This is a genomic window from Roseimaritima multifibrata, from assembly GCF_007741495.1.
GTDB lineage: Bacteria > Planctomycetota > Planctomycetia > Pirellulales > Pirellulaceae > Roseimaritima > Roseimaritima multifibrata.
On record NZ_CP036262.1, the window covers coordinates 3,527,964 to 3,553,403 of the forward strand.

19 protein-coding genes are annotated in these 25,440 nt (G+C 53.3%); 8 read left to right on the top strand and 11 right to left on the bottom strand.

What is annotated here, in order from left to right; translation table 11 throughout:
* Window positions 1-14 precede the first annotated feature (14 nt).
* Together FF011L_RS12825 and FF011L_RS12830 are read left to right on the top strand one after the other, a co-directional pair.
* Window positions 15-2,399: a phosphoketolase family protein gene (locus FF011L_RS12825; RefSeq protein ID WP_145352043.1), complete on the top strand. Its 2,385-nt coding sequence runs from the start codon at window positions 15-17 to the stop codon at window positions 2,397-2,399.
* 107 nt (window positions 2,400-2,506) lie between these two features.
* Window positions 2,507-4,558 carry a glycogen debranching protein gene (locus FF011L_RS12830; protein WP_145352044.1) on the top strand — a complete coding sequence of 684 codons (2,052 nt, stop codon included), beginning with the start codon at window positions 2,507-2,509 and terminating at the stop codon, window positions 4,556-4,558.
* A gap of 97 nt (window positions 4,559-4,655) precedes the next feature.
* On the opposite strand, the gene FF011L_RS12835 is transcribed toward FF011L_RS12830, so the two are convergent.
* The 6 genes from FF011L_RS12835 to FF011L_RS12860 all read right to left on the bottom strand — a co-directional run bounded on the left by FF011L_RS12835 (window position 4,656) and on the right by FF011L_RS12860 (window position 12,810).
* Entirely contained in the window at window positions 4,656-5,657 is a 1,002-nt protein-coding gene (locus FF011L_RS12835; RefSeq protein WP_145352045.1) for a 2-hydroxyacid dehydrogenase, read from the bottom strand.
* Window positions 5,658-5,766: 109 nt separating this feature from the next.
* Entirely contained in the window at window positions 5,767-6,819 is a 1,053-nt protein-coding gene (locus FF011L_RS12840; RefSeq protein ID WP_145352046.1) for a dihydroorotate dehydrogenase-like protein, read from the bottom strand.
* 47 nt (window positions 6,820-6,866) lie between these two features.
* Window positions 6,867-8,426 (bottom strand): bifunctional aminoglycoside phosphotransferase/ATP-binding protein, encoded by a 1,560-nt coding sequence (locus FF011L_RS12845; RefSeq protein ID WP_145352047.1) that lies wholly within the window; start codon window positions 8,424-8,426, stop codon window positions 6,867-6,869.
* 200 nt (window positions 8,427-8,626) lie between these two features.
* Complete coding sequence (locus FF011L_RS12850; protein ID WP_145352048.1) at window positions 8,627-9,526, bottom strand: universal stress protein; 900 nt, start codon at window positions 9,524-9,526, stop codon at window positions 8,627-8,629.
* A 446-nt stretch (window positions 9,527-9,972) separates the two neighbouring features.
* On the bottom strand, window positions 9,973-11,424 hold the full coding sequence (locus FF011L_RS12855) for a sigma-54-dependent transcriptional regulator (protein ID WP_145352049.1): 1,452 nt from the start codon (window positions 11,422-11,424) through the stop codon (window positions 9,973-9,975).
* Window positions 11,425-11,715: 291 nt separating this feature from the next.
* Window positions 11,716-12,810 carry a two-component system sensor histidine kinase NtrB gene (locus FF011L_RS12860; protein ID WP_218933181.1) on the bottom strand — a complete coding sequence of 365 codons (1,095 nt, stop codon included), beginning with the start codon at window positions 12,808-12,810 and terminating at the stop codon, window positions 11,716-11,718.
* A gap of 316 nt (window positions 12,811-13,126) precedes the next feature.
* Here FF011L_RS12860 and FF011L_RS12865 point away from each other — a divergent pair, with 316 nt between their 5' ends.
* A complete protein-coding gene (locus tag FF011L_RS12865; RefSeq protein WP_145352051.1) occupies window positions 13,127-13,534 on the top strand; it encodes a BON domain-containing protein in 408 nt (135 codons plus the stop codon).
* 18 nt (window positions 13,535-13,552) lie between these two features.
* Here FF011L_RS12865 and FF011L_RS12870 read toward each other — a convergent pair whose 3' ends face one another.
* From FF011L_RS12870 to FF011L_RS12880, 3 genes are read right to left on the bottom strand one after another with little or no spacing between them, the layout of a single operon-like run.
* Entirely contained in the window at window positions 13,553-13,909 is a 357-nt protein-coding gene (locus FF011L_RS12870; protein WP_145352052.1) for a response regulator, read from the bottom strand.
* A complete protein-coding gene (locus FF011L_RS12875; protein WP_145352053.1) occupies window positions 13,902-15,080 on the bottom strand; it encodes a two-component system sensor histidine kinase NtrB in 1,179 nt (392 codons plus the stop codon). The genes FF011L_RS12870 and FF011L_RS12875 overlap by 8 nt, the downstream gene beginning before the upstream one ends.
* A gap of 5 nt (window positions 15,081-15,085) precedes the next feature.
* Window positions 15,086-16,555 (bottom strand): ATP-binding protein, encoded by a 1,470-nt coding sequence (locus tag FF011L_RS12880; RefSeq protein WP_145352054.1) that lies wholly within the window; start codon window positions 16,553-16,555, stop codon window positions 15,086-15,088.
* A gap of 304 nt (window positions 16,556-16,859) precedes the next feature.
* Here FF011L_RS12880 and FF011L_RS12885 point away from each other — a divergent pair, with 304 nt between their 5' ends.
* The gene (locus FF011L_RS12885) at window positions 16,860-17,741 is read left to right on the top strand and encodes a universal stress protein (RefSeq protein WP_145352055.1); all 882 of its coding nucleotides are present in this window, start codon (window positions 16,860-16,862) and stop codon (window positions 17,739-17,741) included.
* A gap of 7 nt (window positions 17,742-17,748) precedes the next feature.
* On the opposite strand, the gene FF011L_RS12890 is transcribed toward FF011L_RS12885, so the two are convergent.
* Window positions 17,749-18,384, bottom strand: coding sequence for a DUF3124 domain-containing protein (locus FF011L_RS12890; protein WP_145352056.1), 636 nt, complete (start codon window positions 18,382-18,384; stop codon window positions 17,749-17,751).
* Between the two features lie 448 nt (window positions 18,385-18,832).
* On the opposite strand from FF011L_RS12890, the gene FF011L_RS12895 reads away from it, so the two are divergent.
* Window positions 18,833-20,257, top strand: a complete 1,425-nt coding sequence (locus FF011L_RS12895; protein WP_218933182.1) for a sulfatase-like hydrolase/transferase — start codon at window positions 18,833-18,835, stop codon at window positions 20,255-20,257.
* 254 nt (window positions 20,258-20,511) lie between these two features.
* Here the strand turns inward: FF011L_RS12895 and FF011L_RS12900 are convergent, their stop codons facing one another.
* Window positions 20,512-21,012, bottom strand: coding sequence for a DinB family protein (locus FF011L_RS12900; protein WP_145352058.1), 501 nt, complete (start codon window positions 21,010-21,012; stop codon window positions 20,512-20,514).
* A 638-nt stretch (window positions 21,013-21,650) separates the two neighbouring features.
* On the opposite strand from FF011L_RS12900, the gene FF011L_RS12905 reads away from it, so the two are divergent.
* The 3 genes from FF011L_RS12905 (at window position 21,651) to FF011L_RS12915 (ending at window position 25,369) form a co-directional block, all read left to right on the top strand.
* Window positions 21,651-23,657 (top strand): redoxin family protein, encoded by a 2,007-nt coding sequence (locus tag FF011L_RS12905; protein WP_145352059.1) that lies wholly within the window; start codon window positions 21,651-21,653, stop codon window positions 23,655-23,657.
* A gap of 258 nt (window positions 23,658-23,915) precedes the next feature.
* Window positions 23,916-24,935, top strand: a complete 1,020-nt coding sequence (locus FF011L_RS12910; RefSeq protein WP_145352060.1) for an oxidoreductase — start codon at window positions 23,916-23,918, stop codon at window positions 24,933-24,935.
* A 143-nt stretch (window positions 24,936-25,078) separates the two neighbouring features.
* The gene (locus FF011L_RS12915; protein WP_145352061.1) at window positions 25,079-25,369 is read left to right on the top strand and encodes a putative quinol monooxygenase; all 291 of its coding nucleotides are present in this window, start codon (window positions 25,079-25,081) and stop codon (window positions 25,367-25,369) included.
* Window positions 25,370-25,440: the final 71 nt, after the last annotated feature.

Sequence of the window (25,440 nt, forward strand, 5' to 3'; positions counted from 1 at the left end):
AAGGGAACTTATCCATGTCAACGCTGCAGCAAAAACGGACACTCTCGGCCGATCAGTTACGCACGATCGATGCCTACTGGCGGGCGGCCAACTATCTATCGGTCGGCCAAATCTATCTGTACGACAACCCCCTGCTCCGACGCCCTTTAGAATTGTCGGACATTAAGAAGATGTTGCTTGGGCACTGGGGGACAACTCCCGGGCAGAACTTCATCTATGCCCACCTAAATCGTGTCATTAAGGAGAACGATCTTGACATGATCTATGTTTCCGGTCCTGGGCATGGTGGTCCTGCGGTTGTTGCGAACACGTATCTAGAAGGTTCCTACACGGAGATCTACCCGCATATCTCTCAAGATGAAGAAGGGCTGCGAAAGCTGTTTATCCAGTTTTCGTTTCCGGGCGGAATTCCTAGCCATGTATCCCCCGAATGCCCTGGATCGATTCATGAAGGGGGTGAGCTTGGATATTCGCTCAGTCATTCATTTGGTGCCGTTTTCGACAATCCCGAATTGATTGTTGCCTGTGTCGTCGGGGATGGTGAAGCGGAAACGGGACCGTTGGCGACGGCCTGGCATTCCAACAAGTTCCTTAATCCCGTTGATGACGGGGCTGTGTTACCGATCCTGCATCTAAACGGGTACAAAATCGCCAATCCCACGGTGCTTGCCCGCATCGGTCATGAGGAACTGGAGCAACTACTGCGAGGCTATGGGTGGACGCCCTATTTTGTCGAAGGGGATGACCCGGCATTGATGCACGAGGCGATGGCGACGGCGATGGACGATTGCATCCATCAGATCCAAGCGATTCAGCGTGATGCGCGTGAAAATGGGAATAGGGAACGCCCACGTTGGCCGATGATCGTGCTCCGATCTCCTAAAGGCTGGACCGGTCCGAAGGTGGTCGACGGCGTTCCAAACGAAGGGACTTTTCATTCACATCAAGTTCCTCTTTCCGACCCGGCCGGCAAACCCGAACACCTGCCCTTAATTGAAGAGTGGCTGCGGAGCTATCGCCCCGAGGAACTCTTTGACGAGAACGGTCGGCTGATGCCGGAATTAGCTGAATTGGCACCGACTGGCAAGCGGCGTATGGGGGCAAATCCAAATGCTAACGGTGGTGCGCTACTGCGTGATTTAGTCATGCCGGACTATCGCGACTACGCGACGGATGTTCCTGAACCGGGAGCCCCTGGGATCGGCGATACTCGGGTGCTTGGACCGTTTGTTCGCGATGTGATCAAACTGAACATGGAAGCAAAGAACTTCCGCGTCTTTGGGCCTGATGAAACCATTTCGAATGGACTGGCTGCCGTGTTTGATGTCACTTCACGGCAATGGGAGGCCCGCACGGAAGCAAATGACGAATTTCTGGAAACCTCGGGACGCGTATTGGAGATGCTTAGCGAGCATCAGTGCGAGGGGTGGCTGGAAGGCTATCTGTTGACCGGGCGGCATGGCCTGTTCAATTGTTACGAAGCTTTCATTCATATCGTTGATTCGATGTTTAATCAGCATGCAAAATGGCTGAAGGTGACAAACGAATTGCCATGGCGCGAAAAGATTGCTTCGCTGAACTATTTGTTGGCGTCTCATGTTTGGCGGCAAGACCATAACGGGTTCACACATCAAGACCCAGGGTTCATCGATGTCGTCGTCAACAAGAAAGCGTCGGTCGTGCGAGTCTATCTTCCTCCCGATGCTAACTGTTTGCTATCGGTTATGGATCATTGCCTAAGGAGTCGCCAATACGTCAACGTTGTGGTTGCGGGGAAACATCCGGCTCCTCAGTGGCTGACGATGGAAGCCGCCGAAAAACATTGTGCGGAAGGAATCGGGGTATGGGATTGGGCGAGCAGCGACGACGGGGGCGAGCCCGATGTGGTTTTCGCTTGTTGTGGTGATGTACCGACTTTGGAAACATTGGCCGCGGTGTCGATCATTCGGGAGCATTTGCCCGATCTAAAAGTTCGGTTCGTGAACATCGTTGATTTGATGAAAATACAACCCGAAAGCGAGCATCCGCACGGTCTGGACGATCCCGCTTTTGATGCGTTGTTTACTGAAGACAAGCCGGTCATTTTTGTGTTCCACGCCTATCCCTGGTTGATCCATCGTTTAACTTACCGCCGTACGAATCACGAGAACTTTCATGTTCGTGGGTACAAAGAAGAGGGAACGATCACGACTCCGTTTGATATGACGGTGCTGAATGAGCTGGATCGCTTCCACATCGTGATGGATACGATCGATCGGCTCCCACAGACCGGAGAGATAGGGCAAGCACTAAAACGTCTGATGGCTGAGAAACTTGTCCAGCACCGGGAGTACATCTGCAAAAACGGTCAGGACATGCCCGAAATCCGGAACTGGCGATGGAAGGCTACCCAAAAGTAGACCTGCAAAATCGCTTGGTCTGTTTTCTTCATCAATGATCGTCTGAAAAACGTCGCTGACCAAACATTGGAAGGCGATTTTTTCGGAACCGCGAAGGCTGTCGAGCAATGAAAACCTGGGAACAAGTCGAAGGGACGCCGTATCCCCTTGGTGCGACCTGGATCGCCGAAGAGAACGCTTATAATTTTTCTCTCTATTCCAAACATGCGGAAGCTGTCCACCTGCTCTTGTATTCAAAGCAAGACGTGGAACGTCCGATGTTTGAGTATGCGTTTGACTACCTGAAAAATAAATCGGGACCAGTGTGGCACTGTCGCGTCAACCGTGAAGAGGTGGCGGAGGCGGCCTATTACGCGTATCGAATCGACGGGCCCGCGCCGCAAGGGATTTTTGCTTGGCATAACTTTGATTTTGAGAAAGTGCTGTTGGACCCGTGCGCTCGCAGTGTCTATTTTCCTGATGACTTCAGTCGGCAGGCGGCCTGTCGCCCGGGATCGAACGCTGGCCAAGCGCCGTTAGGGGTACTGCCAACGGAACTTTGTGAATTCGATTGGGGCGAGGATCCTTCGCCCAGGCATGACAGCGATTTAGTTATCTACGAATTGCACGTCAAAGGATTTACTCGGCATCCCAATTCCAAGGTTCCTGAATCGCATCGGGGCACCTTTCTCGGTGTCGTCGACAAAATTCCCTATCTGGTCGATCTGGGGATAACGGCGGTTGAACTAATGCCTGTGTTCCAGTTCGATCCTGACCATAATAATTATTGGGGATACATGCCCCTCAACTTCTTTTCACCGCATCATGCTTACGGCACCGACCCTGAGACCTGCAACGTGTTGTCTGAATTTCGGACGATGGTTAGCGCCCTGCATGATGCGGGGATCGAAGTCATCTTGGATGTTGTCTACAACCATACATGTGAAGGGGACCACACCGGTCCAATCTATAATTTTAAGGGAATCGATAACAGTTCAGCGTACATCATGACCGGCGACCCGAACGCTCCGTACGCGAACTACAGCGGGACAGGCAACACCCTGCATACGGCGAATCGTGCGGTTCGACGTCATATTCTTGATAGCCTGCGTTTTTGGGGAGCCGAACTGCACGTCGATGGGTTTCGTTTCGATCTGGCGTCGATCTTTACTCGGAAGAGCGATGGATCGATCAATTTGGATGACCCGCCAATTGTAAGTGAGATCGGTACAAACGCCGATTTGACGGACGCCCGATTGATTGCCGAGCCATGGGACGCGGATGGAGAATTTCAGCTAGGAGCAAAATTTCCAGGGCAGCGATGGATGCAGTGGAACGCCCACTACCGAGATACCATGCAGAAGTACGTTCGTGGAGATTCCGGTATGGTCCCTGAGTTGATGACGCGGCTGTATGGCAGCGCGGATCTTTTTCCGGATGATTGTCTTCACGCCTACCAGCCACGCCTGAGTGTGAATTACATCACGTCCCATGATGGGTCAACTCTTTACGACCTGGTTTCGTACAACGAGAAACGTAATTGGGCCAATGGCCATGGCAATACCGATGGCGCTAAAGAATCCAGTTGGAACAGCGGTTGGGAAGGTGATGAGAACGTGCCGCAAGAGGTTCGCAAGCTTCGCAAGCAACAGGTCAAAAACTTTGTCTGTTTGTTGATGCTTTCTAACGGAACCCCAATGTTCCGAATGGGAGATGAATTCATGCAAACGCAGGGTGGAAACAATAATCCGTATAACCAAGACAATTTGACCAGTTGGCTGAACTGGGATCTCCTAGACGAACATGCGGATATCTTTCGCTTCTTTAAGAACATGATTGCCTTCCGAAAGGCTCATCCCTCGATCAGTCGGTCTCGTTTCTGGCGTGATGACATCAAATGGTATGGGACGGGGCACCTTGTCGACATGTCACCCAGTTCGCAGCAGCTTGCCTACTGTTTGCACGGAGCTTCGCAGGACGACACCGATATTTACGTGATGGCGAACGCGTCCTCTGAATCGATTGAATTTGGAATTCAAGAAAGGGCCGCAGGATCGTGGCACCGCGTGGTCGATACTTCGCTTCCAAGCCCCGACGATTTTGTAGAAGACGAGGGTGTTGCTGTTGAAGAGCCGTTTTATCGGGTTAATGGGCGTTCGGTGGTTGTTTTGAAGGTTTGAAGGTTTGAAGGTTTGAGTTTGAGTTTGAGTTTGAGTTTGGGGAGACACGGAGACACGGAGACACGGAGTGAAGGAGTGGGGGAGTGGGGGAGTGGGGTTAGGCTGGAGTTGGTTGTACTTGGTTTTTGCATTTGCCTGTTTCTTCGAAATCGGTGACGTTTTGGATCGTTGTTGCGGCGATGCAGGCTAACGCTTCTTTTGTGAAAAATGCTTGGTGCCCGGTGATTAGCACATTTGGGAACGTTAACAATCGTGAGAGGGTGTCGTCTGGGATGACTTGATCGGAAAGGTCTTCGAAGAACAGATCCGCTTCTTCTTCGTAAACGTCTAATCCAAGGCGTCCGATCTTGCCGCTCTTGAGGCCAGCGATCACTGCCGTTGTGTCGACACACGCGCCGCGTGAAGTATTGATGATCGTGACATCCGGTTTCATTTGCTCGATCGCGTCATGGTCGATCAGATGATGCGTTTCGGGCGTCAGTGGGCAATGTAGTGAGATCACGTCAGCTCTTTGAAGCAATTCTGGCAACTGCACATAGTCCATTCCCAACGCTTCACATTCCGGATTGGTGTGGATATCTAGGCCCACCAGATGGCATCCAAATCCATTCATGATTTTCGCGAATTCGCAGCCGATCTTGCCGGTCCCGACGACTCCAACGGTCCGTCCATACAGATCAAACCCCAGCAAGCCCTCCAGAGAAAAATTGCCGTCTCGAGTCCTTCCGTAGGCGCGGTGAATGTTCCGGTTGAGCGCCAAGAGAAGTGCGACCGCATGTTCGGCTACGGCGTGTGGTGAGTATTCGGGGACTCGGACAACCGAAATGGCGTTTTTCTTTGCCGCTGTTAGATCAACGTTGTTAAATCCCGCACAACGTAAGGCAATCAAATGGATGCCCATATCGGCAAGCGATTTCAAGATGCCTTCGTCTAATTCATCATTCACAAACGCGCAGACCACGTCATGACCCGCAGCCAGTTTGACGGTTGCTGCCGTTAGCCGTGTTTCAAGAAAGGTAAGCGAATGATTCGACGATTGAACGGCCTCGTCGAGGAATCGGCGATCGTAGGGTTTGGTGCTGTAGACAATGATTTTCATTACTTACTTTGGTTTCATTCGCGGGGAAGTTAGCGGCCCGATTGATCGAAGCACCATTTGCGATATCGACGTTGTACACGAATGTTCCAAGCTGTGGCACTTCACGCAATTATCCGCCGGTCACGTGCCCCCAACGGTCGGAGTGGAGTGTTGGAGTGGCCGGGTCGGATTCGTTGCCTTTCAGGCGTGCTGAGAGTGCAGCGACGTAGGCGGCTCGCGCTTCCTCGCTATTGAATTCCAGAGGTCGTTTCTGCTGGAGGTCCCAAAGCGACTGCATCTGATGTTTCTCCATGAAAACGCGCAGTCCATCCAACATCGTGCGAATCACGTCGGGACCTTCACGGTAGATTGCGGAAGTCACCATTCCGACATCGGCGCCAGCCAGTAGAACCTTGATCAGGTCATCGGCGTGAGCGATCCCGCCACTGGCGGCAAGGGCCATCGCTGGGCAAAACCCGTGAACCTGCATCAAACTTTCGATCGAATCCGTTCCGACACCCGCGCGTGAAAGTTTCCATTTGGATGACAGTTTGAAACTATCCAGACAGATATCGACTGCGGGCGAACGGCCGTACAGCACAAGACCTTGAGCGCCGGATAAAAGTTGTGCAGCCAGATGTGGAATGCTGGTGAAGTTCCGGTCTAGTTTGACAAAGAGGGGGATCGTTATCGCCGCATCGATATCCCGTACAGCATCCAAAACCGTTGTTTCAATCTCAGCGGCACTCTTGTACTCACTCGCAATCGAATGATGGATGTTCAGTTCAATCGCTGCCACTCCAACCTCTTGAAGTTCACCAGCAAAATCGGTCCAGCCCCCAGCGGTAAATCCGTTTAGGCTAGCGATGACAGGGATGGTACGTGTCGCCGTCGCACGATTGACCATCGCAAGGTAGGTGTCGGCATCAGGAACAGCCCAGTTCGAATGACTGTGTTTCGAGCGTTCAAGCAGACGTTGTTCCTGCCCCGAGATCGAGTGACCGTTTTTTTGGCTCCACAAGATCACCTGTTCCTCGAATAGCGAGGGGAATACGATCGCCCCGGCTCCAGCTGACTGAAGGGTGACACGGACCGCTTCCTGCATCGTCATGGGGCATGCGCCAACGATGATGGGGGTGGCAAGATGCAGTCCGCCGTAATTGGTTTCTAGACTCATGGACATGATAGGTTCCAAAGATATAGAGATTCAGAAAAGCTGTTTCAATTGTTTCAAAGGGTTTCCACCGTTTGAATTCGGTCGGGAATGTCCACAACGAATTCGCGTTCGGCGCCGGTGATCGGCTCGTTCGTGGCCAATTGATGATTCAATGCTTCCAAGTCAGCATCGGAAGCGTCTGAATTTTTTGCCAGCCGATCGACAACCCTTTGCCGGAGCGTTTGAATATCTGCGTGGCATTCGAGGATCGCAAACGACACGCCCTCCTGCTCGGCAGTCTGTCGGAACCGTTCTCGTTCCCGCTGCTTCAGAAACGTTGCATCGACAATAACGCTATAGCCTGCTTTGAGAATCTGTGAAGCCTGCGTTCGCAATCGTTCGTAAAGCTCGCGATTGGTGGCCTCGCTATAGAGAAGTTCTTTTTGGCTTTCGGTCGGCCGTTCGGTCGGTTTTAAACCAAAGTGCCGCTTCCGTTCGATATCGCTGCGCAGGCGAATCGCTTCACGCCGTTGGACAACCGATTCGCTGATCGTGGTTTTGCCACTTCCACTCAGCCCATGGGTGATCCATAGTCCAGGAGCTTGCCGCAGGGTGAACCGATAGGCCAGATCGACGTGCTTTCGGCAATCTTCTTTTGCCAACCGCTTTTCCTCGTCCGTCGCCCCTTGGTTCGAGCTCCGGATGGACGCGACCAGGGCGCGAACGATCGATCGGTAACATAGGTACCAGCGGAGAAGTACGATCGATGAGTAATCACCGGTATGTTCAAAATAGGCATTGATAAAGCTGCGCGAAAGATCGAGGTGCCCTCGTGCGGCTAGGTCCATCGCGGTGAACGCGGAATCGCTCATGACATCGATGCAGCGAAGGCGTTTGTTAAATTCGATCCCATCAAACGGAATTAGGCGGCCGTTCCAATTCACCACGTTTTGAAGATGCAAATCGCCGTGACATTCCCGGATGAAATGGTCTTCGGTTCGCGTTCGGAAGGCACTCGCGTGTTCACGTTGGAAGTCTTGCGACCAAGTACGAATCACTCGAAGTGTAGAGGCGGTTGTAGCGTCGCCCACTGGCTCAAGGGTTTGTAGAATCTCCGCCAAGTTCTGGGTGACAAAATCAGCCCATCCTGCAGCGAATTCACCTTCGCAAATTTCTGCGGTCGAATGAAAATCAGCGATGGTCGCTGCAAGTTGAGAAATCTGTTCGGTCGTTACTTTGCCAGTTTCAATTCGTTCACTCAGCAGAGCTTCCTTTGGGAATCGACGCATTTTGACGGCATATTCGACAGGTTCGCCGTCGCCACCAATTTTAAGCCGGTTGTCGACCAAGCAGATGGGAACGACGTCCATATACAGTTCGGGGGCATACCGCCGATCAAGCCGCAATTCTTCTTCACACAGCGTTTTACGTTTGGCAAGCGTGGTGTAGTCAAGGAAACTGGTCTTGATGGTCTTCTTGACTTTGTACGCATAATCGCCCGCGAGAAACACTATCGAGATGTGCGTTTCATGGACTTCGATCGGTTGGTCAACCGGATGGGGATACGCGTCGTCGCTTTGCAGGTCCTGAAGCAGTCGAGTGCGACTGGATTGGCTGGAAGTTTCGCTTGGCATGGTACGACGACGGATGTTTGTGGGATGTCAGCTAGTCGTTCGCTGATGGGGGAAGTATGTCGATGGCGAGTGATCTCCTTCGATGAATGTTGCGACCACTCACCTGCACGTGAAGGTGAGTGAACGCTGTTAAGTTTCCTCGATCAGGCATCACTCCAGTCGACTTGCTGTCGTGATCCTTCGTGAGGCCGCCGTCGTCGTTACTCAGAAGCGACCTCTTTTGCTTCACTGTTCTTTTGAACGCCATGAATCGCTCGGTTTCGAGTGATCCACACGCCAGAGGGAGCGTGTCGAAGGACATACCGGGTCATGCTGCCCATCAGCACACGGCCAAGGCGAGTCCGGGGCGTTTCGCCAACAACGAAGATGTCAATTTTTTCGTCTTCGGCATACTGAACCAATGCCTCTCCGAAGTGATCGCTTTCCAGGTGCACGCCTGTCGCATTCGGAGCGACCGATCGAATCTGATCGGCGGCGTTCTTAATCATCTGGTCGGACAATTTTAAGTAGTCCGCGTCAAAAAATCCGAAGCGAAAGGAGACGTTGACGATGCGTACGTCCGGTTCTTTTCCCCAAGAGAATTCGCTGAATTCTTCGATCGCCGCTTGGGCAGCGCCCGATTCTTCGTATCCGATCGCGATTCGAATCGGCTGGCCCTTGGTGATTGCTTCGGTGGGGCGAACGACCAGAACGCTGCAGGGGGCGTGCGTTGCCACATAGTCGCTGGTGCTACCGAGCAAAATGCGATTGACCGCCGATTTCCCCTTTGCTCCTAGAACGACCAGTTCCGCGTCGATATCTCGAGCGACAGCGACGATAGCTTCTCCTGGATGCCCCTCGCGAATGACATGATTCAGCGTGACGTTAGCGCCTGCATACAGTTTTTTGATCCATTCAAATTCCTGCTCTGCCTGCTTCTCGTCCTGTTCAATACAGTTTCGTATCCAGTCCCCGGTCAAGTAGGTCTGGTTGGTTACGGGGAGGTACAGTGCCGAAACCACTGTGATCTCCACCTTTTCATCGTGCGGTAAGGACGCAAAAAACTTGGCCGATTGCCTAGCGTGTACCGAACCGTCGGTTGCAAGCAGTATCTTTTTCATCAGGCTCTCCTTGGTGTTACGCCTTCTTTAGAGCAAGCCGAGTGCCAACCGTCTAAATCGATCGATTTCGTCAGAAAACAATCATTTGTGTGCCGATAAGCGCGCTCGTGCCCATGGGCTCAACGGAGTCGTGCCACTCCCGCGGCGTTTCGAAGTTGCGACGTTTCAAGCCAGGCGTCTTAGGGCTTTGCGCTTACGCTGCATCGTCTGTCGGGACGTGAGATTTATTCGTGACGGTTTCTCAGTGGGTTTGACGCTGTGCGGTCGTGCATCAAAAAATCCCAACGCGCTGCGTAAGCGAGGGATTGCAGACCCTAATCCCTCGCGTGCGCCGCGGGTTGGGATTTCTACAGCCTGAGGCCTCGGAGAGGATCCCCTACGTTGCATCCCGTTAGACTAGTAGGGCTTCATTACCGTTGTCTCTGCGGTGTCCTCAAGCGGACGCATCAGTCGAGGACGGAGGTGGTCACCGATTCCGGTTGCTTGTCGGCGTCTTCGCTAAAACGTTCCAGCAGGCGATAGAGTTTGCGACGGTGGATTCCCAGTTTTCTGGCGGCACTCGCTTTGTTCCCGTTCTCTTTTTTAAGCACTTCCAGCACATGCACGCGAGCGACATCGTCTAAATGGAATTCGGGTTCGCCCAGAACCACTTGCTTTTCCAGCGAGGGCGTTTCCGGCGAATTTTCTTTGACGTATAGCGATGTCGGGGGAGAGGGAAGTGTATGAGATACACCATTGGTAAAATCGATGATCTGGGCGGGAAGATCGTCTAGCGTGATTTCGTGATTGTCCGCGAGGATGGTCGCACGCTGAACGATGTTGATCAGCTGACGAATGTTGCCAGGCCAAGGGTAGCGGTTGAGGACGGTCCGTACGTTTGCTTCCACGTGCCAGGGCTTGGGAAGGTAGTGATCGATCAATCGGTCGATATCTCCTTCCCGTTCGCGTAGCGGGGGAAGGACCAATGATAGGACATTGATTCGGTAATAAAGGTCTTCTCGGAAATTACCCGCCTGCACTTCGGCGGCTAAATCGCGGTTAGTTGCGGCGATCACGCGAACGCGAACCGTTCGTTCCCGATGGCAACCGACTCGTCGCATCGAACCATCTTCCAGAACACGCAACAGTTTCGGTTGTAACGCGAGTGGCAGTTCTCCAATTTCGTCGATGAAGATCGTTCCTCCGTCGGCGATTTCGAATAGGCCAGGCTTCTCGGCCGTCGCACCGGTGAAAGCTCCTTTTTGGTGGCCAAACAGTTCGCTTTCGACCAAGTTTTCTGGCAGGGCTGCACAGTTGATCGTGACGAACGGTTTGTCGCTTAACCGGCTTGCCTGCTGAATCGATCTGGCAACAACTTCTTTGCCGGTTCCGCTTTCCCCTTCGATCAGAACCGGTTTGTCTGTTGGTGCAACCTTTTCGACCATCCGCATGACATCCTGCATCGCCTTTGATTCGCCGACCATCTGGGCCGCAGGGCGTTGCCGTGAAATCACCGCTTTTAATTGTTTGTTCTCTTTACGAAGTTCCTTCCGCTCGCGCGCCATCAAGCAAACGCTTTCAAGGTCGCCCAGTGAGCAGGGCTTGCTGAGGAAATCGCAGGCGCCAAGTTTCATCGCTGACACTGCCGTTTCGATCGTTCCTTGACCGGTCAGCATGATGACTTCGATTTCAACGTTGTCTTGGTGGATCCGCTGTAGCAGCTCAAGTCCTGACATTCCCGGCATGTTCATGTCGAAAACCCCAACGTCGAACGTTTTTTGGTCCAACTGCGTCAGCGCTTCAGCAGCATTCGACACTCCGGTAACCGAGTAGCCCTTTCGCTGCATCCAACGGGCGCATGAATCGCGAAAATCTTCCTCGTCCTCCACCAGCAAGATCTTCATCGGTGTTTCTGTCATTGCTATTTCTTTGAATCGGTGTCGGCTGCGGTGATACTTACGCCTGACTCGGGTACGCGAAACCTGTTCCATCCAAATTTCCAAACAGGTTTTTCCTTGCTTGGAAGTGGAATAACCCAACGTTTTGCAACGGATTAACGGATGAGTTGTTCTGGGACACAGGATAGGGAAAACGGAACCTGCGTGCATTATGGCGCGCCTGTGCTAGGGTGCACAGGCAATTGGCTTCCCGATCATGGAACCGGTTTGGCGAAGGATCCGCGTGCGGGTGTCTGTGCCCGGTCGCTTCCCCTAACGGTGTTCAAGATTCTTCGGGAGCACAATGTGAACGAGCGCGCCGCCATCCGGGTGATTGGTTGCGGAGAGCGTTCCTTGGTGGGTTTCCACGATGCGGCGACAGACGGCAAGTCCAAGGCCGCTACCTCGCGCCTTGGTCGAAAAGAATGGGGCGAACAGATGGGGTAAGATTGCTTCGCTGAATCCGGTTCCATGGTCTCGAGCGCTGATCTCGATTGCATCTTTCTCGTGGAACGTAATTTTTTGGCAGGAGATGTCGATTTGAGCGCCGTCTGGGCTCGCTTGGATCCCGTTTTCCAAAATGGCCTGGAGGACTCGTTTGATTTTCGCAACGTCGACGTTTATTCGATCGCATGAAGCGTCACTTTTGATTACCAGCGTGTGTTTTGACGAGGAGGATTCGGTCAGCTCGTCAAAGGCGGTTTGGCAAAGTTGAGCAACGTTGATGTTGGGGGACAGTTTCAACGTGATCGGCGACGCGTAGCTCTTCACGTCTTCGTAATTTCTCAGCAGATCATCCAGGGCTTCGCTAATGCGTCCCGTCAAGTTCAACGACGGAGAGTCCTGTGGCAGGTCCATTTCCAGCAGTTCCAGGCAGGCTCGAGCCCGTTGCAGGGCGTTGTTGGTTTCATGTGCTAGCCCCGAAGCCATCTCGCGGATGGCGGTCAGTCTTTCCGCCTGGATCACTTTTTTGTGTTCGGGATCGTCGGACAGCAGGCAAGAAACCTGGGTGAGAATCAGGTCGTCTGATGGCGTCGGCATCGATGCCATTTGAAAGCGAATAGGAAAAATGGATCCGTCTTGACGTTTTAGTTCCGTACACTTCCATTCGGGTAAAGGCTGAGCGTGCGAAGGAGACATTTTGCGCGCTTTGTGTGACAAATCGTCGGATTCGGACCATTCGGGAATCAACGTCTCGATCGACGTGCCGCGTAATTCGGCTTCGCGATAACCGAAACAGGATTCCGCCTGTTGGTTGATTAGTACGATTTTGCCTTGTGAATCCGTGACGACCATGCCGGTCGGTAATGCGTCAATCAGCAAACGGGCTAGGCGAATCTGGTGAATGGTTTGTGCATTTAATTGCATGCTGAGTGTTTCATCTTGCGTGTGGTTGTATGCAAAGAATGACGTATCGCAATCGAAGTGCCGTTTCGAATTTTCCATGCAAAAAATTTGACCGCGATTGGGCACGTCATTCGCACTCTCGCTTTTAACGATTTGGACGCCCTACGCGAGCTAAGACGAAACACTGTTTTCGTAAATTGACGGTCCAGCCACAGAGGCCCGTAGGCAAAGCGTTTCCCGTAACGCGAAGGACCCGAATTGCCGCTCCCCCTCGGATGGATGCGGTCGGTTCGGTGTTCAGCTAGGCTCGCATCCTTACCACCCAAATGGAATCGTCATGCCCGCCACTCGAACCGTGGATGCCGAACCGATACCGACGCACTTTGGTGAATCATCGACCAACGATGGCCATGGGGGGGCGGTCATCGTACGACAGGCCGAAACACTCATCGAGAGAGTTGAAAACGAGAAAGAGGGATACTTCCGAAAGGCGATCGCGGAATCCGGTTACCGTGATTTGCGAAATGTGCGAGCGCGAGTGATCTCGGGAGTCGTCCATCTTACTGGTTGCGTCAGCTCGTATTATCTAAAGCAAGTCGCCCAAGAAGCGATCCGGCCTTTGGCGATCGGATTGACCATCTGCAATCGATTGACTGTCGGAAGAGTCGACCCTCCACATGCAATCAGTAGGCCCAATGGCTACCACGCCAGCTGCGGTTCTTTGTCGTTATTATCGGACCGATGATGGGGCCGATGGAGGGTACTAGCTTTCGTCGACGAGGTGCAATAATTCATTCAGGTCGACCGGTTTGCACAGGACACGCACCACGCCAAGCCCCAGTGCTCGCTTGGCCCCTGTACTGCCCGCGTGGGCGGTGATCATGACCGAAACGATTGTGGGCTGGATCTTCTGTAGTTCGCCGTGCAAAGTTGTCCCGTCCATGCCAGGCATTTGGTGATCCAGCAGGACCATATCGTAGTGTTGGTCGCCTGCGAGTCGGAGTGCTTCTGGACCGTCGCAGGCGGTATCCGTGTGATGCCCCAAATCGTCCAAGATATCCTTGATGTTGACACGGATGTCGGCGTCATCGTCGACAACTAACACTCGTTTCTCAGCCATGGTTTGTTCCCTGAGCGTCGTTCTGGGGTTGGTCTTTGGCGTCGTTTCCGGTGGGCAGCGAAATGAAAAATTGAGTTCCCTGCCCGAGTTCACTTTGCACGCGGATCATTCCCCGGTTTTTTTCAACGATCGCTTTTGTAATGGCCAACCCTAGCCCCATTCCGCTTGCTTTGGTTGAAAAGAATGGTTCGGCGATGCGTAGAAGGTCGGAAGGAGAAATTCCGGTCCCTGTATCTCGAATTTCGGTCGTGACTTGCGATTTGTCCGCACTGCATATAACCGTCATGACTCCGCCGTTAGGCATCGCGTCTCGCGAGTTGCGAATCAGATTCCGCAGGACGATCGCCAATTGACTGCCGTCGACAAGGACCTTCGGTAGGTCCGCGGGAATCTGTTTCTTGACGGTCAAGCCGGGAGGAATGTTCGTGCCAGACATGGCGACGGTTAGCAACTGTTCCACTTCGCATGGATGGACATCCGGTTCGGGCATTTGCGTGACATCGACTAAAGCCGTTACGACGTTGTCAATCATCGCAACCTGCCGGTCGATTCGTTCTAGGTGCTCGCGTATTTTTTCTTTCGAAGGCGTTTTCGCATTTAATAGAAAGTAGGCGGACGTTTTGACAGCGTTCAACGGATTTCGGATTTCATGAGCGATGCTGCCTGAGATCTGCCCCAGCGTTGCATACTTTTCTTTGCGAACCAATTCGGCTTGGGCCTCCTGTAACGCGAATGCCTGTTCCCTGACCCGTTCGTCTAGGCTGGCGTTCAATTCGCCTAGTTTACGCTGAGCCTCTTTTAGATCGGTGATGTCGCGAACAACGCCTGTGAACAGTTGCTTCCCTCCGATGTTGATTTCGCTGACGGCCAAGTGCAATGGAAACGTGCTGCCGTCTTTCCGCTGTCCCATCACCTCGCGGCCGCTGCCGATAATCATCCGATGACCGGTGTCATGGTAGTTCTGCAGGTACCCGTCATGTTCCTTGCGATAAGGAGAGGGCATCAGGATTTTCACGTTTTTCCCAATCAGTTCGGATTGGGTAAAGTGGAAAAGTTTTTCCGTCGCTGGGTTCGCTAACTGGATCGTTCCCTTCGAATCGATGACGATGATGCCATCGACAGCGGTTTCCAGAATGGAAGCGTTCAGGGCTTGGAGTTCGCGCTCGAGCATGCTGGCTAAATCTCCTGGCACGTTCGTTGACGAGCCAGGGAGGTCTGCTTCGCTAAACGAAATTGGAAGCAGGCCCCGGTCGTCGATTCAACGATTTGAATCTCGCCGCGATGGGCGTCGATAATTCGCTGCACGATCGACATGCCCAAACCGGTGCCGGCGCTTTTGGTGGTGTAAAAGGGATCAAAAAGTTTACGTTGCTGCTCGGCGTTCAGTCCGGGGCCGTTATCCCGGACTTCTACCAGAATGGAATTGGGCCCATCCGACTCGCAGCGGACGCTGATTATGGCCGGATCACTGCAAGCGGCGAGCGAATTTTCAAAAAGATTTCGAAAAACCTGTTCCATTTTCGCTACGTCCACTTCAACAAGATCTTCACAGTGACATCCACTGTCATCCAGTTCAGCAGACCGCCCCGATTTTGATACCTTCAGGTATCCCCAGACCCGTCGCCAAAGGTCGGGCAGCCGAACTTGTTTCCGGCGTAAGTGGATCGGGGCGGCGTAGGAGCGGACCTCTTCCAGCAAAGTGTGCAGGTCGTTTGCGGCACGAGCGATCGACTTTAAATCTGCATTCGCTTCCGAGGATGCCGGAATTTCCAGGGAGAGCACTTCCACGCCCGCTTTGATTCGCTGGAGTGCGTTGCGACTTTCGTGAGCCAGTCCGGTCATTGTCTGACCGATTGCCGCCAGACGTTCTGAACGCATTGCCAGGTCTTCAGCGGCGACCAGTTCGGTCACATCGACGCCCACCCCCAAGACTGACGTCACTCGTCCTGAATTGTCTTTCAGGGTGGTGTTGGACCATCGTATCTGACGTTCCCCTCCGTCTTTGGTGCAAATCGGGTTTAGAATGCCTGTGGAATGGACGTCGTGCGCGGTGGATAGAAAAACGCCACGGATCCTGTCCTTCTCCTGGGGAGGAATACAATGTTCAAACCAATCAAGGCCTTGCAGTTCCTCTAGTTCCCAACCGGTAATCTTGGTGAAGTAGGGATTGAATCGGCGGATTCCACCGTTCAGATCTAGCACAAGCACGATCGCCTCGGCGGTCGCCAGAATTTCATTGGCAAACCGCTGTTCGCTCCGTAGTTCGGCTTCCGTGCGACGTTGGCGAACAAGTCGCTGGACGCTTTTCCGCAGGGCGTCCGGATTGATTGGTTTTAGAATGTAGTCTGCGACCCCGTTACGGAAAGCTTCAATGGTGCCATCCATATCGGCGTATCCCGTCACGACGATGGTTTCGACGTCAGGAAGCAAGCGTCGCAGTTCCGGCAAGAATTCTTCCGCCGTGCCGTCTGGCAAGCGTCGGTCCAGAATCACCACGGAAACGGGCGCCAGTTGGATTTGCTGCTTTGCCTCGGCGTGTGTTGCAGCAAAGCGGACTCGGTGACCGTCAAGTTCAAGGATATCGCACAGGTTGGCGCGCGTATCGGCGTCATCCTCGACAAGCAATATGTCTAACACGTTCAACATCCGTTATCCTGCGCTCAGTGGGGAGTGTGCGTCTAGGTGGGCTCTCCGGAAGACTCGCTGCGGTGGTTCATCATAACGGTCGTGGGCCCCGTTGTAACGTGCGAATGATCGCGCCTGAACCCTTCCTAATGGGTGCGGACCGTCCCACTTGAAAGCCGAGTGGTCATAGATGCTCAGTTAAGCGTGCGATAACGCTCAATACCAACCCGTATTGGCGATTCCTGGGTTTGGCACAATAGCTGCCTAGTTAGCTCATGCAATCGATTTGATCGACACTTCCTGACGTATGAAAAGAGGCGCTGAGATGAAGGTTTTGCTTGCGACGGACGGTTCCGATAGCTCTATCGACGCCGCGAAATTTGTTCGCGGATTGGCGGAGCGAAACGATATAGATCTGACGATCATGACGGTTTCGTACAATCCCACCGAGTATTCGATGCAACCCTGGATGCCCGAATGGACGGATGTCGAGGAGAAAAGAACGCGATCGCTGCTCGATTCGACAGCGGATTCGCTCCGTGACCACGTCAGTACGTTGAAATTGATTCATAAGTCAGGTCCCACGGTCCCTTGTATCCTGGACGAAGCGGCCGACATCAAAGCGGATTTGATTGTGATCGGTGCGAAAGGGCATTCCGCCATCCATCGAGTCCTGCTGGGGAGCGTTTCGGACAGCGTCGCGAGTCATGCGAAGTGTTCGGTCGTTGTCGTGCGTCCTAGCAAGCAAGCTGAGACACAGCCGAAACAAATTGTCGTTGGGTTTGATAAATCAGCCGCTTCTCGTGAAGCGGTGGCTGAAATGATGGAACTGAAATGGGACCGGGATTCGAAGGTCAACGTTGTCAGCGCCGTTGAACAACCACGGCTTATGTTTGCGGAAGATTACGTGGGGCCGTCGCTTGACGTCGACCCCGAACAGGTCGATGCGATCCGCGAAACCGCGGAAAGGATGGCCAGCCAAATCGCATCCGCGATCCCAAAAACCGACACGAAAATCCCCGTCGCCGAGCATGTGGGAAGCGCGATCGTCGAAGCCGCAGAAGAAGATAATGCAGACCTTGTCATTGTTGGTGACACCGGGCACAGTTTGCTAGGCGAACTGCTGCTGGGGAGCACCTCCAAGTACGTTCTGCGACACGCACCCTGCAGCGTTTGGATCTCTCGGCATCATTACAAAACCGAATAAGGATCCGTCATGGCGAAGGGGCGACTGGTGTGGACGGTGAAATGTTTTCACCAGTCCCTTCGCTGAGGATGACGGCGGAAGCGGTGAACGAAATTCCCTGCTGACCTCGCGTGTCAATCATGATCGTTTCGGCCAACGGTTGATTGACTTCAGTTCCCGCCTGCCACTCGACAATAAAACTAGCGCCGCTGCCGCCCGCTTTGTCTTCACGCTTGATCATGAATTCGGTGGCTGCCAACGGACCAAGTCGCAGTGGCTTCTTTAGCATGGAACGCAGCTCCTTGCCGGCGGTATCGAAATAGCGAACGGAGCTGACCACGATGTCATGGTTCATGTCCGTGTTGCGAATATTTAGGGTTACCGTTAGGTGAACCGGTTCGCCTTGCTGGTGGTAGACGTGCGAGTAGGCCGGAACGTACAGACGCTGGCCATCGACTGGATGCCACGGCATGACGTCAATCTCCATCCGAGCGTCGTCTCGAATATTTGGTTCTTGATAGGGAATCGCGGATTCGAATGACCGAAACCGGAATTCGATAAAAATCACCAGCAACACGATCGGTGCGACCACAAACAGGAAAATCACCAGTTTGAGTTGTTTTGTGATCTTTTCGGCTTGAGCTTCATTTGCCTCGTTCGCCATGGCTAACACCGCTCCGGTTCGCATGCGTGATATGAATGACCGTCCCCATTATGCCGCCCTTGCGAGGACCCGCCCATGGCAGGGAATTCGGATGTTTGGAATTGACCAGCCGCCATTTGCGTGGGCGGTGACAGAACCGATACGTTTGATGGGGGGATTCCGCGTTGTTTTCTCGCAGAGACATCGAGAGAAACGTCCAGCGTAAATGCCGCAAGAGCCCGACCATTTGTGTTTGTCGCCTTTCGCCCCGCGAAAGAATGTCATTGAAACGCAACTTTCGCGGAGCGAAAGGCGACAAACTTTCTCCGCTGGCGATCAAATCGAGGGCCCGTAATGCTGCGCGGGAATTTGCTGGATTGGATTGGTCTGAAAATTCAGGTGTGTATGTCCGTCGCTGGCGTTACGATGGGCGTATTACCCACTTGGCAAGCCTATGCGGATGATTCGGATGACCACGCAGATTCACTCAACGCTCGATTCAGTCAGCTACCCAATTGCCGCAAATCGCTTTGCTCGAATCAGGGGAATGACCGCCGGCCGCTGGATGGTGATCGCGTTCCTTCTTCTTCAAACGGCTTTCGTGAAGGCCGATCCGCCAAACATTTTGATTATCACCGCGGATAATCTGGGGTATGGTGACCTTCCAATCTATAACCCAGCCTCCCCAATCATCGCCCCGAATCTAGAGCGGTTGGCATCGCAGGGAGCTCGTCTGACCAATTTTTATACCGCGTCGCCAACATGCACTGTTTCTCGAGCCTGTTTGTTGACCGGGCGTATCCCGCAGCGGCACGGTTTGGTCAATCAGCTTGCCGGCGTGGAGGGGAATTACGGAATCGGACTTAGCCAAAAAGAAATCCTTGTCCCGCAAATCTTAAAGCGGTCGACGCAGTCGTATTCGACGGGGTGTTTCGGTAAATGGAATATTGGTTTCGCGGAAGGTTCTCGTCCTACCGAACGGGGCTTTGACGAGTTCCTCGGCCATGCGTCTGGGAACATCGACTATTACCATCACATCTACGCGGGCAAGCACGATCTGTTCAAGGGGACAAACCCGTTCGACGCAACGGGGACATATTCGACCGATTTGTTTGCGGACGCCGCGATTGATTTTATCCGAAGAAAATCGAGCTCAAAAGATTGCTGGTTCTGTTACGTTCCGTTTAACGCACCCCATTTCCCAAGCGCGCGGAATAAGCAACCCGGTCAGAAGAATGAATACCAAGCACCGGATGAAGCCTTTGCCGCGTACGGGGTGTCAGCCGATCAGGCGGATCCAAAGCGTCGGTACGACGCGGTCGTTACCGCCTTGGATGCGGCAATTGGTCGTCTGATCGATGCGGTCGACGATTCCGCTGCCGCTGATAATACCTTTGTTTTCTTTTTCTCGGATAACGGTGCGTTCCAGCTCGGGCGTAAAGGTCTGGATGTTGGCGACAACGCTCCGCTTAAAAGTGGAGGCGTCACATGCTGGGAAGGGGGCCTGCGAGTTCCTGCACTGGCACGCTGGCCGGGAAAGATTGCAGCGGGATCGGTAGTGTCGGAACCGCTTTGGTCCCCCGATTTGATGATCGCTTGTGCCCGGTTGTCTGGCACGGAACTACCAACAGACCGAACGTTCGACGGAAGGAACCCGTTACCGGTTCTTTGTAACGGTGCTGCATCACCACACGAGTCGATGTTTTTCAATTTTCGATCGCATGCCGCCCTTCGCCAAGGAGATTGGAAGATTGTGCGCGAGAAGCCGACTGCGGCGTGGCAATTGTTCAATTTGGCGGAGGACATTGGCGAGTCGCATGACCTCGCGGCAAGGAAGCCGGAAACCGTCGCCGAACTAGAACAAACGTTTGCCGAGTGGAATACGTCGCTGTAAACGCAACCTCGCTCGACTGGTTCATCCGTGTTGTAGGTGCTAGTTACGACCAACCATCATCGAATTTGGATGATAGCCCGATCTGTAAAAGAAAATCGGGCATTGCGAGCTGACTTAACTAAACGCATCGACGTCGGATCGACATACCGGCAAACGGCTGCAAGTTTAAGACGTGATCGACTCTTCTTGGATGCGTGCAGGCTCGATCTTGTCTCTAATGTGCTCACCAATAGCCAGAGCGACCGACAGGCCGCTCACTCATCCCCAGACGGACCGTACAGGCCTGGAACGGGGATGTCATTCATCCGGAGGTAAACACATAGATGGGCACGGTGGTGAATGATGTGATTGAGGACCCAGGTCCGGATGACGGCAAGTTTTGGCATCGTGAAAAGAGTTTCACCCGCATTCTTAAGACTCCATGGCTTATGAAGTTCTTCGTCGCTGACCGATTCCAAAAGCGATCGGCTTTCGGAAACATTGCGATCAAACGCAGCCAGAATTTCAGCGACAGAATCGAAGCTGGGTGTTTTGAACGGCTCGCCACCGGGCGGATTCATGTCGAAGAAATCATTTTCGATGGTCATTGAAGCCCAGGTCGGCAAATTGACGATATGGGCGGCAACCCAGCCAATCGTGTTTGATTTCTCGTGAATCTTCCAGTGAAGTTTGTCGTCCGGAATCCGTTCCAATGCCTTGCGAGTCCCGGCCATTTCATTGTCAAATTCTGGCAGCAAATCTGTTCCGATGGTCATGATTTTGATTCCCGTGCATTGTCAGTTGATTTGATCGACTGGGGACGTTTCTGCAATCCCATCGACTTTGCCATCTGCAGGCGGATTCCTTTGCCGGACGGCTCGCGCCGTTCCGCGAAGAAAGTAGATGGCATTGGGCGGTTCCTCGTCTCCACTTGATATACCTATCTTGTGGGAGCATGGGGATGATACGCGACTGGTGGAAATTTGTCCACATGTTTTTGGCGTTCGCTCAGATCGTGGATCCCTCGGCGGATCGTTAGCCCAGGGGGCCGGGACGCCGCGAAAAGAATGGGCTGCGAACCACCTGCGTGGCTGAATCGAAGGATCGGTTCAACGCGATTTGCATAAAGTCACCGCGGGTTTCGTTTGTCATCCAATCGGGTGACAATCCACGAATCGTTCGGTCTAGGATCAGGGGCGACGATCTGCGCATCGTTCATGGAGGCATTGGATTCGATTGACACCGATTTTCTTGCCCGTCACCAACCACTCAAATCCTCGCAGCGGCGATTGGTATCAGGTTGTATCGACTTGAATCACGGAACTTGGAATGGGGTTTCGGGTTATATAATTGGTTGCTATTCCTTCTTCTGACGAACCTATTCCGGCCCCGTTTCACTGACATGAGCACACGCATGAAGTCTTGCATCCTTCTGTTCTCGATCTTTTGCGTCTCATGCTTTGTCGTTTGTTGCAATGCCTCCGTCGCTGCGGCGGCAGATTCGGACGTTCGCCAAGGCCCCGTGCCGGTGAACGCTGGCAGTGCGGGCGTAGGGCGTATGGTTCCTGACTTGAACCTGACGACCATTGATGGACGGGAGCTTCGTTTGAGTCAGCTAACCGACGCGGATGCGGTCGTGATTGCGATGACAGGGACCGGTTGCCCGCTCTGCCTGAAGTATGCGCCGACCTTGGCTGCTATTGAAAAAGAGTATCGCGGTCGAGGCGTTCAGTTCCTGTTCGTAAATCCAAATGAATCGGAGGAAGTGGATCGGTTGCGTGCCGCAGTACAGGCTCACGGGTTGGAAGGACCCTATGTACGGGACGACGATCGATCGATTTCCCAGACGCTCAACGCCAAGTCGACCACCGAAGTCTTCGTCTTGGATCGTTCGCGAACCTTGGTCTATCGGGGAGCCGTGGATGATCAATACGGGTTTGGTTACGCGTTAGAGAATCCGCGTCGCACGTTTTTGAGGGATGCCCTCGAGGCGACTTTAAAGGGCCAGGCTCCCGTTCATGCCGCAATGACGGCTCCGGGATGCGAGCTGATCGTCCGAGCCAATTCGGAGGTCGCTAAGGCGGAGGTGACCTACCATCGGCAAATTGCCCGTATCATCAATCGCAACTGCATTGAATGCCATCGTGATACAGGGCTCGCGCCGATTCCGCTGGAAACCTATGAACAGGTTCGCGATTACGCCGGAATGATCGACAGCGTTGTCGATCGTGGCGTGATGCCTCCTTGGTTCGCGGCTCCTATGGCCAGTGAGCGTGAGAAAGCCGAATCCGAAACCGATCTGCACTGGGCAAATGAACGATCTTTGTCCGATGCCGAAAAGGCCGACTTAGCTGCCTGGATCGATGCGGAGACGCCGGAAGGAGACCCCGGTGATGCTCCTCTTCCGCGACAATTTCCCGACGGATGGTTGATCGGTAAACCGGATGCAGTCTACGAATTTGCCGAACCGGTAGCCGTGAAAGCGACTGGTTTCATGCCGTACCAAAATATTACGGTCGAAACAAATTTAGAAGAAGGGAAATGGGTGCGAGCGATCGAAGTGCAGCCCGGCAATCGTTCTGTTGTGCATCACGTCATCGTGTCGCTAAAGTCAGGTGGCGCGGATGAACGAGACGGATACTGGGGGATTTACGTCCCGGGCAATAGTACGCTTGACTATCCCGAAGGTTATGCAAAGTGGTTGCCAGCTGGCGCGACGTTGCGATTTCAAATGCACTACACGCCCAACGGGACTGCGACCGAAGATAGCACCCGAATTGGATTGGTTTTCGCTGAAGAGCCGCCCAAGCATGAAGTGAAAGTCCACGCGATTGTCGATCCCCGTTTTAAAATTCCTGCTGGAGCCAACAATCACGAGGTCTCGGCGAAACTGGATGTCCCTGCCGATGTGGAAGTCCTGGGCTTTTTGCCTCACATGCATCTGCGTGGGAAGGCGGCGAAGTATGAACTGGTTCGTGATGGGGAAACCGAAACCTTGTTGGACGTCCCTCATTACGATTTCAATTGGCAATTGCTGTATCGCTTAGCCGCGCCTCGCCAACTGAAAACCGGAGACACGATCCGTTACACCTCATGGTACGACAATAGTGCGGATAACCCCGCGAATCCCGATCCGAGTCGAGACGTTCGCTGGGGACAACAGACCTACGACGAAATGCACCTTGGATACGTCGAATACGTAGTGACTGCGGAAACGCCAGAAGAAAAACCGGTCGCGGATCAAAACAACGACCGCGCGAGATTGTTTCGCCTTTTGGACGTCAATAAAGACGGTGCAATCACGCGTGATGAAGTCCGCCGACGAATGCCGCGTGATGAGTCGGCTGCGACAACCAAATTCGATCGACTCGACCGCGATAAGAACGGCAAAATCGACGCCGAGGAGCTGTCGCGTTTGTAGGGCTGTCCTGGCTGCCGGGAATCCGCGCAGCAAATGCGAAGAACGATCGGTTTTCGTGATCGGGCACGGATTCTCTTTCCCCCCCAGCCTGATCGCGGACGGAATTACGTCAAGACGTCGCTTGCACTCTGCTTGCCAGCGGAGCGATTGTCCGATTGAAGATGGATGAGCAATTGGTAAGATCCATGACAGGCACTTGAGCAAACGCGTGCTTTTGGACTCATCGAATCCACCTATTGATCACGGATTGAAACCAGCATGTCCCAGACGCTAGACGACAACACAACCTTTCAGTGTTACCGAATTCAGAGTCATGATGGTGAGGTAAGTGGGAGCGTTGAAACTTGCACAATCGGAAGTCTGCCGGAGGGCGAAGTCCTGATTCGTGCCGCGTTCTCTGACGTGAACTACAAAGATGCACTTGCGGCAACCGGACACGGCAAAATCATTCGCGACTTCCCGTTGATTGGTGGGATCGATGTATCGGGACGGGTCGAATCTTCCACGGACAATCGCTTCAAACCTGGCGATGCGGTGGTTGTCACGGGATGTGGTTTAGGCGAACGGCATGATGGTGGCTTTTCTGAATTCGTACGTGTTCCCGCCGATTGGGTTGTCCCCCTTTCGGATGCGTTAAGTTTGCAGCAGGCGATGGCGGTTGGAACGGCGGGGTTTACCGCTGCATTGGCGATTGACAGGATGGAATTGTGTGGTCAAACGCCCGACGGTGGTTCGGTCCTGGTCACCGGGGCGACCGGCGGTGTCGGCAGTTTTGCAATCAACATGCTGAAGGGACGCGGATACGAAGTGACCGCGTTGACAGGGAAACCCTCCTCCGCGGATTACCTCCGCGAGTTGGGGGCCAGTGAAGTTTTAATTCGCGGGGACTTAGAAATGGGGACGCGTCCTTTGGAACGTGCAAAGTTTGCAGGGGCAATCGACAGTCTGGGGGGCGATGTGCTCTCATGGATTACCCGCGTGATCCAGCCTTCTGGTAATATCGCATCGATTGGGCTTGCGGGCGGCAGCGCGTTAAATACGACGGTCATGCCATTCATTTTGCGAGGCATCAACCTGTTGGGAATCGATTCCGTAAACGTCCCGCAACGTGCACGGCGTGAAGTTTGGAAACGGATCGCTACCGACCTCCGTCCATCGCACTTTGATAAGATCGTAACACGGCAGGTCACGCTGGGCGAATTGAACGATGTGTTCAAAAGTTTCATCGATGGCCAGGTCACGGGACGAACGATCGTCAAAATTTCCGACGTCCATTAGAATCCGTTCTACCGCATGTTTGGTTTGAATCGCTTTGATTCTCCATGAATATGCTGGTTCACGGGGTTGCTGTCAGCTGGCAATTTTCCGCGAAACGCTCTTTGTACTAAATCACTTTATCTTTACACCTTCGAAAATTATTGATGTCAAAACTGACCATTGTTGCAAATTTCAAAGTCAAGTCCGACAAGATCGATGTCGTTAGAGCCGAGCTTGAAAAGATGATCGGCCCAACTCGCCAGGAGGAGGGTTGTCTCCAATACGACCTCCACCAGGACAACGACAATCCAGCGCATTTCATGTTCTATGAAAACTGGGAATCACGTGAGCTATGGCAATTACATTCGGCTAGCGACCACGTTCAGGCATACCGCAAAGCCAGCGAGGGAATGATCGAAGAGTTTGTCCTCAATGAAATGACTCACATCGCGTAATAGGACGGTATGTGGATCGGTGACCTCCCGTAGGCGAACCTCTCCAAGGCTCGCAAGTACCATCGTCGGGG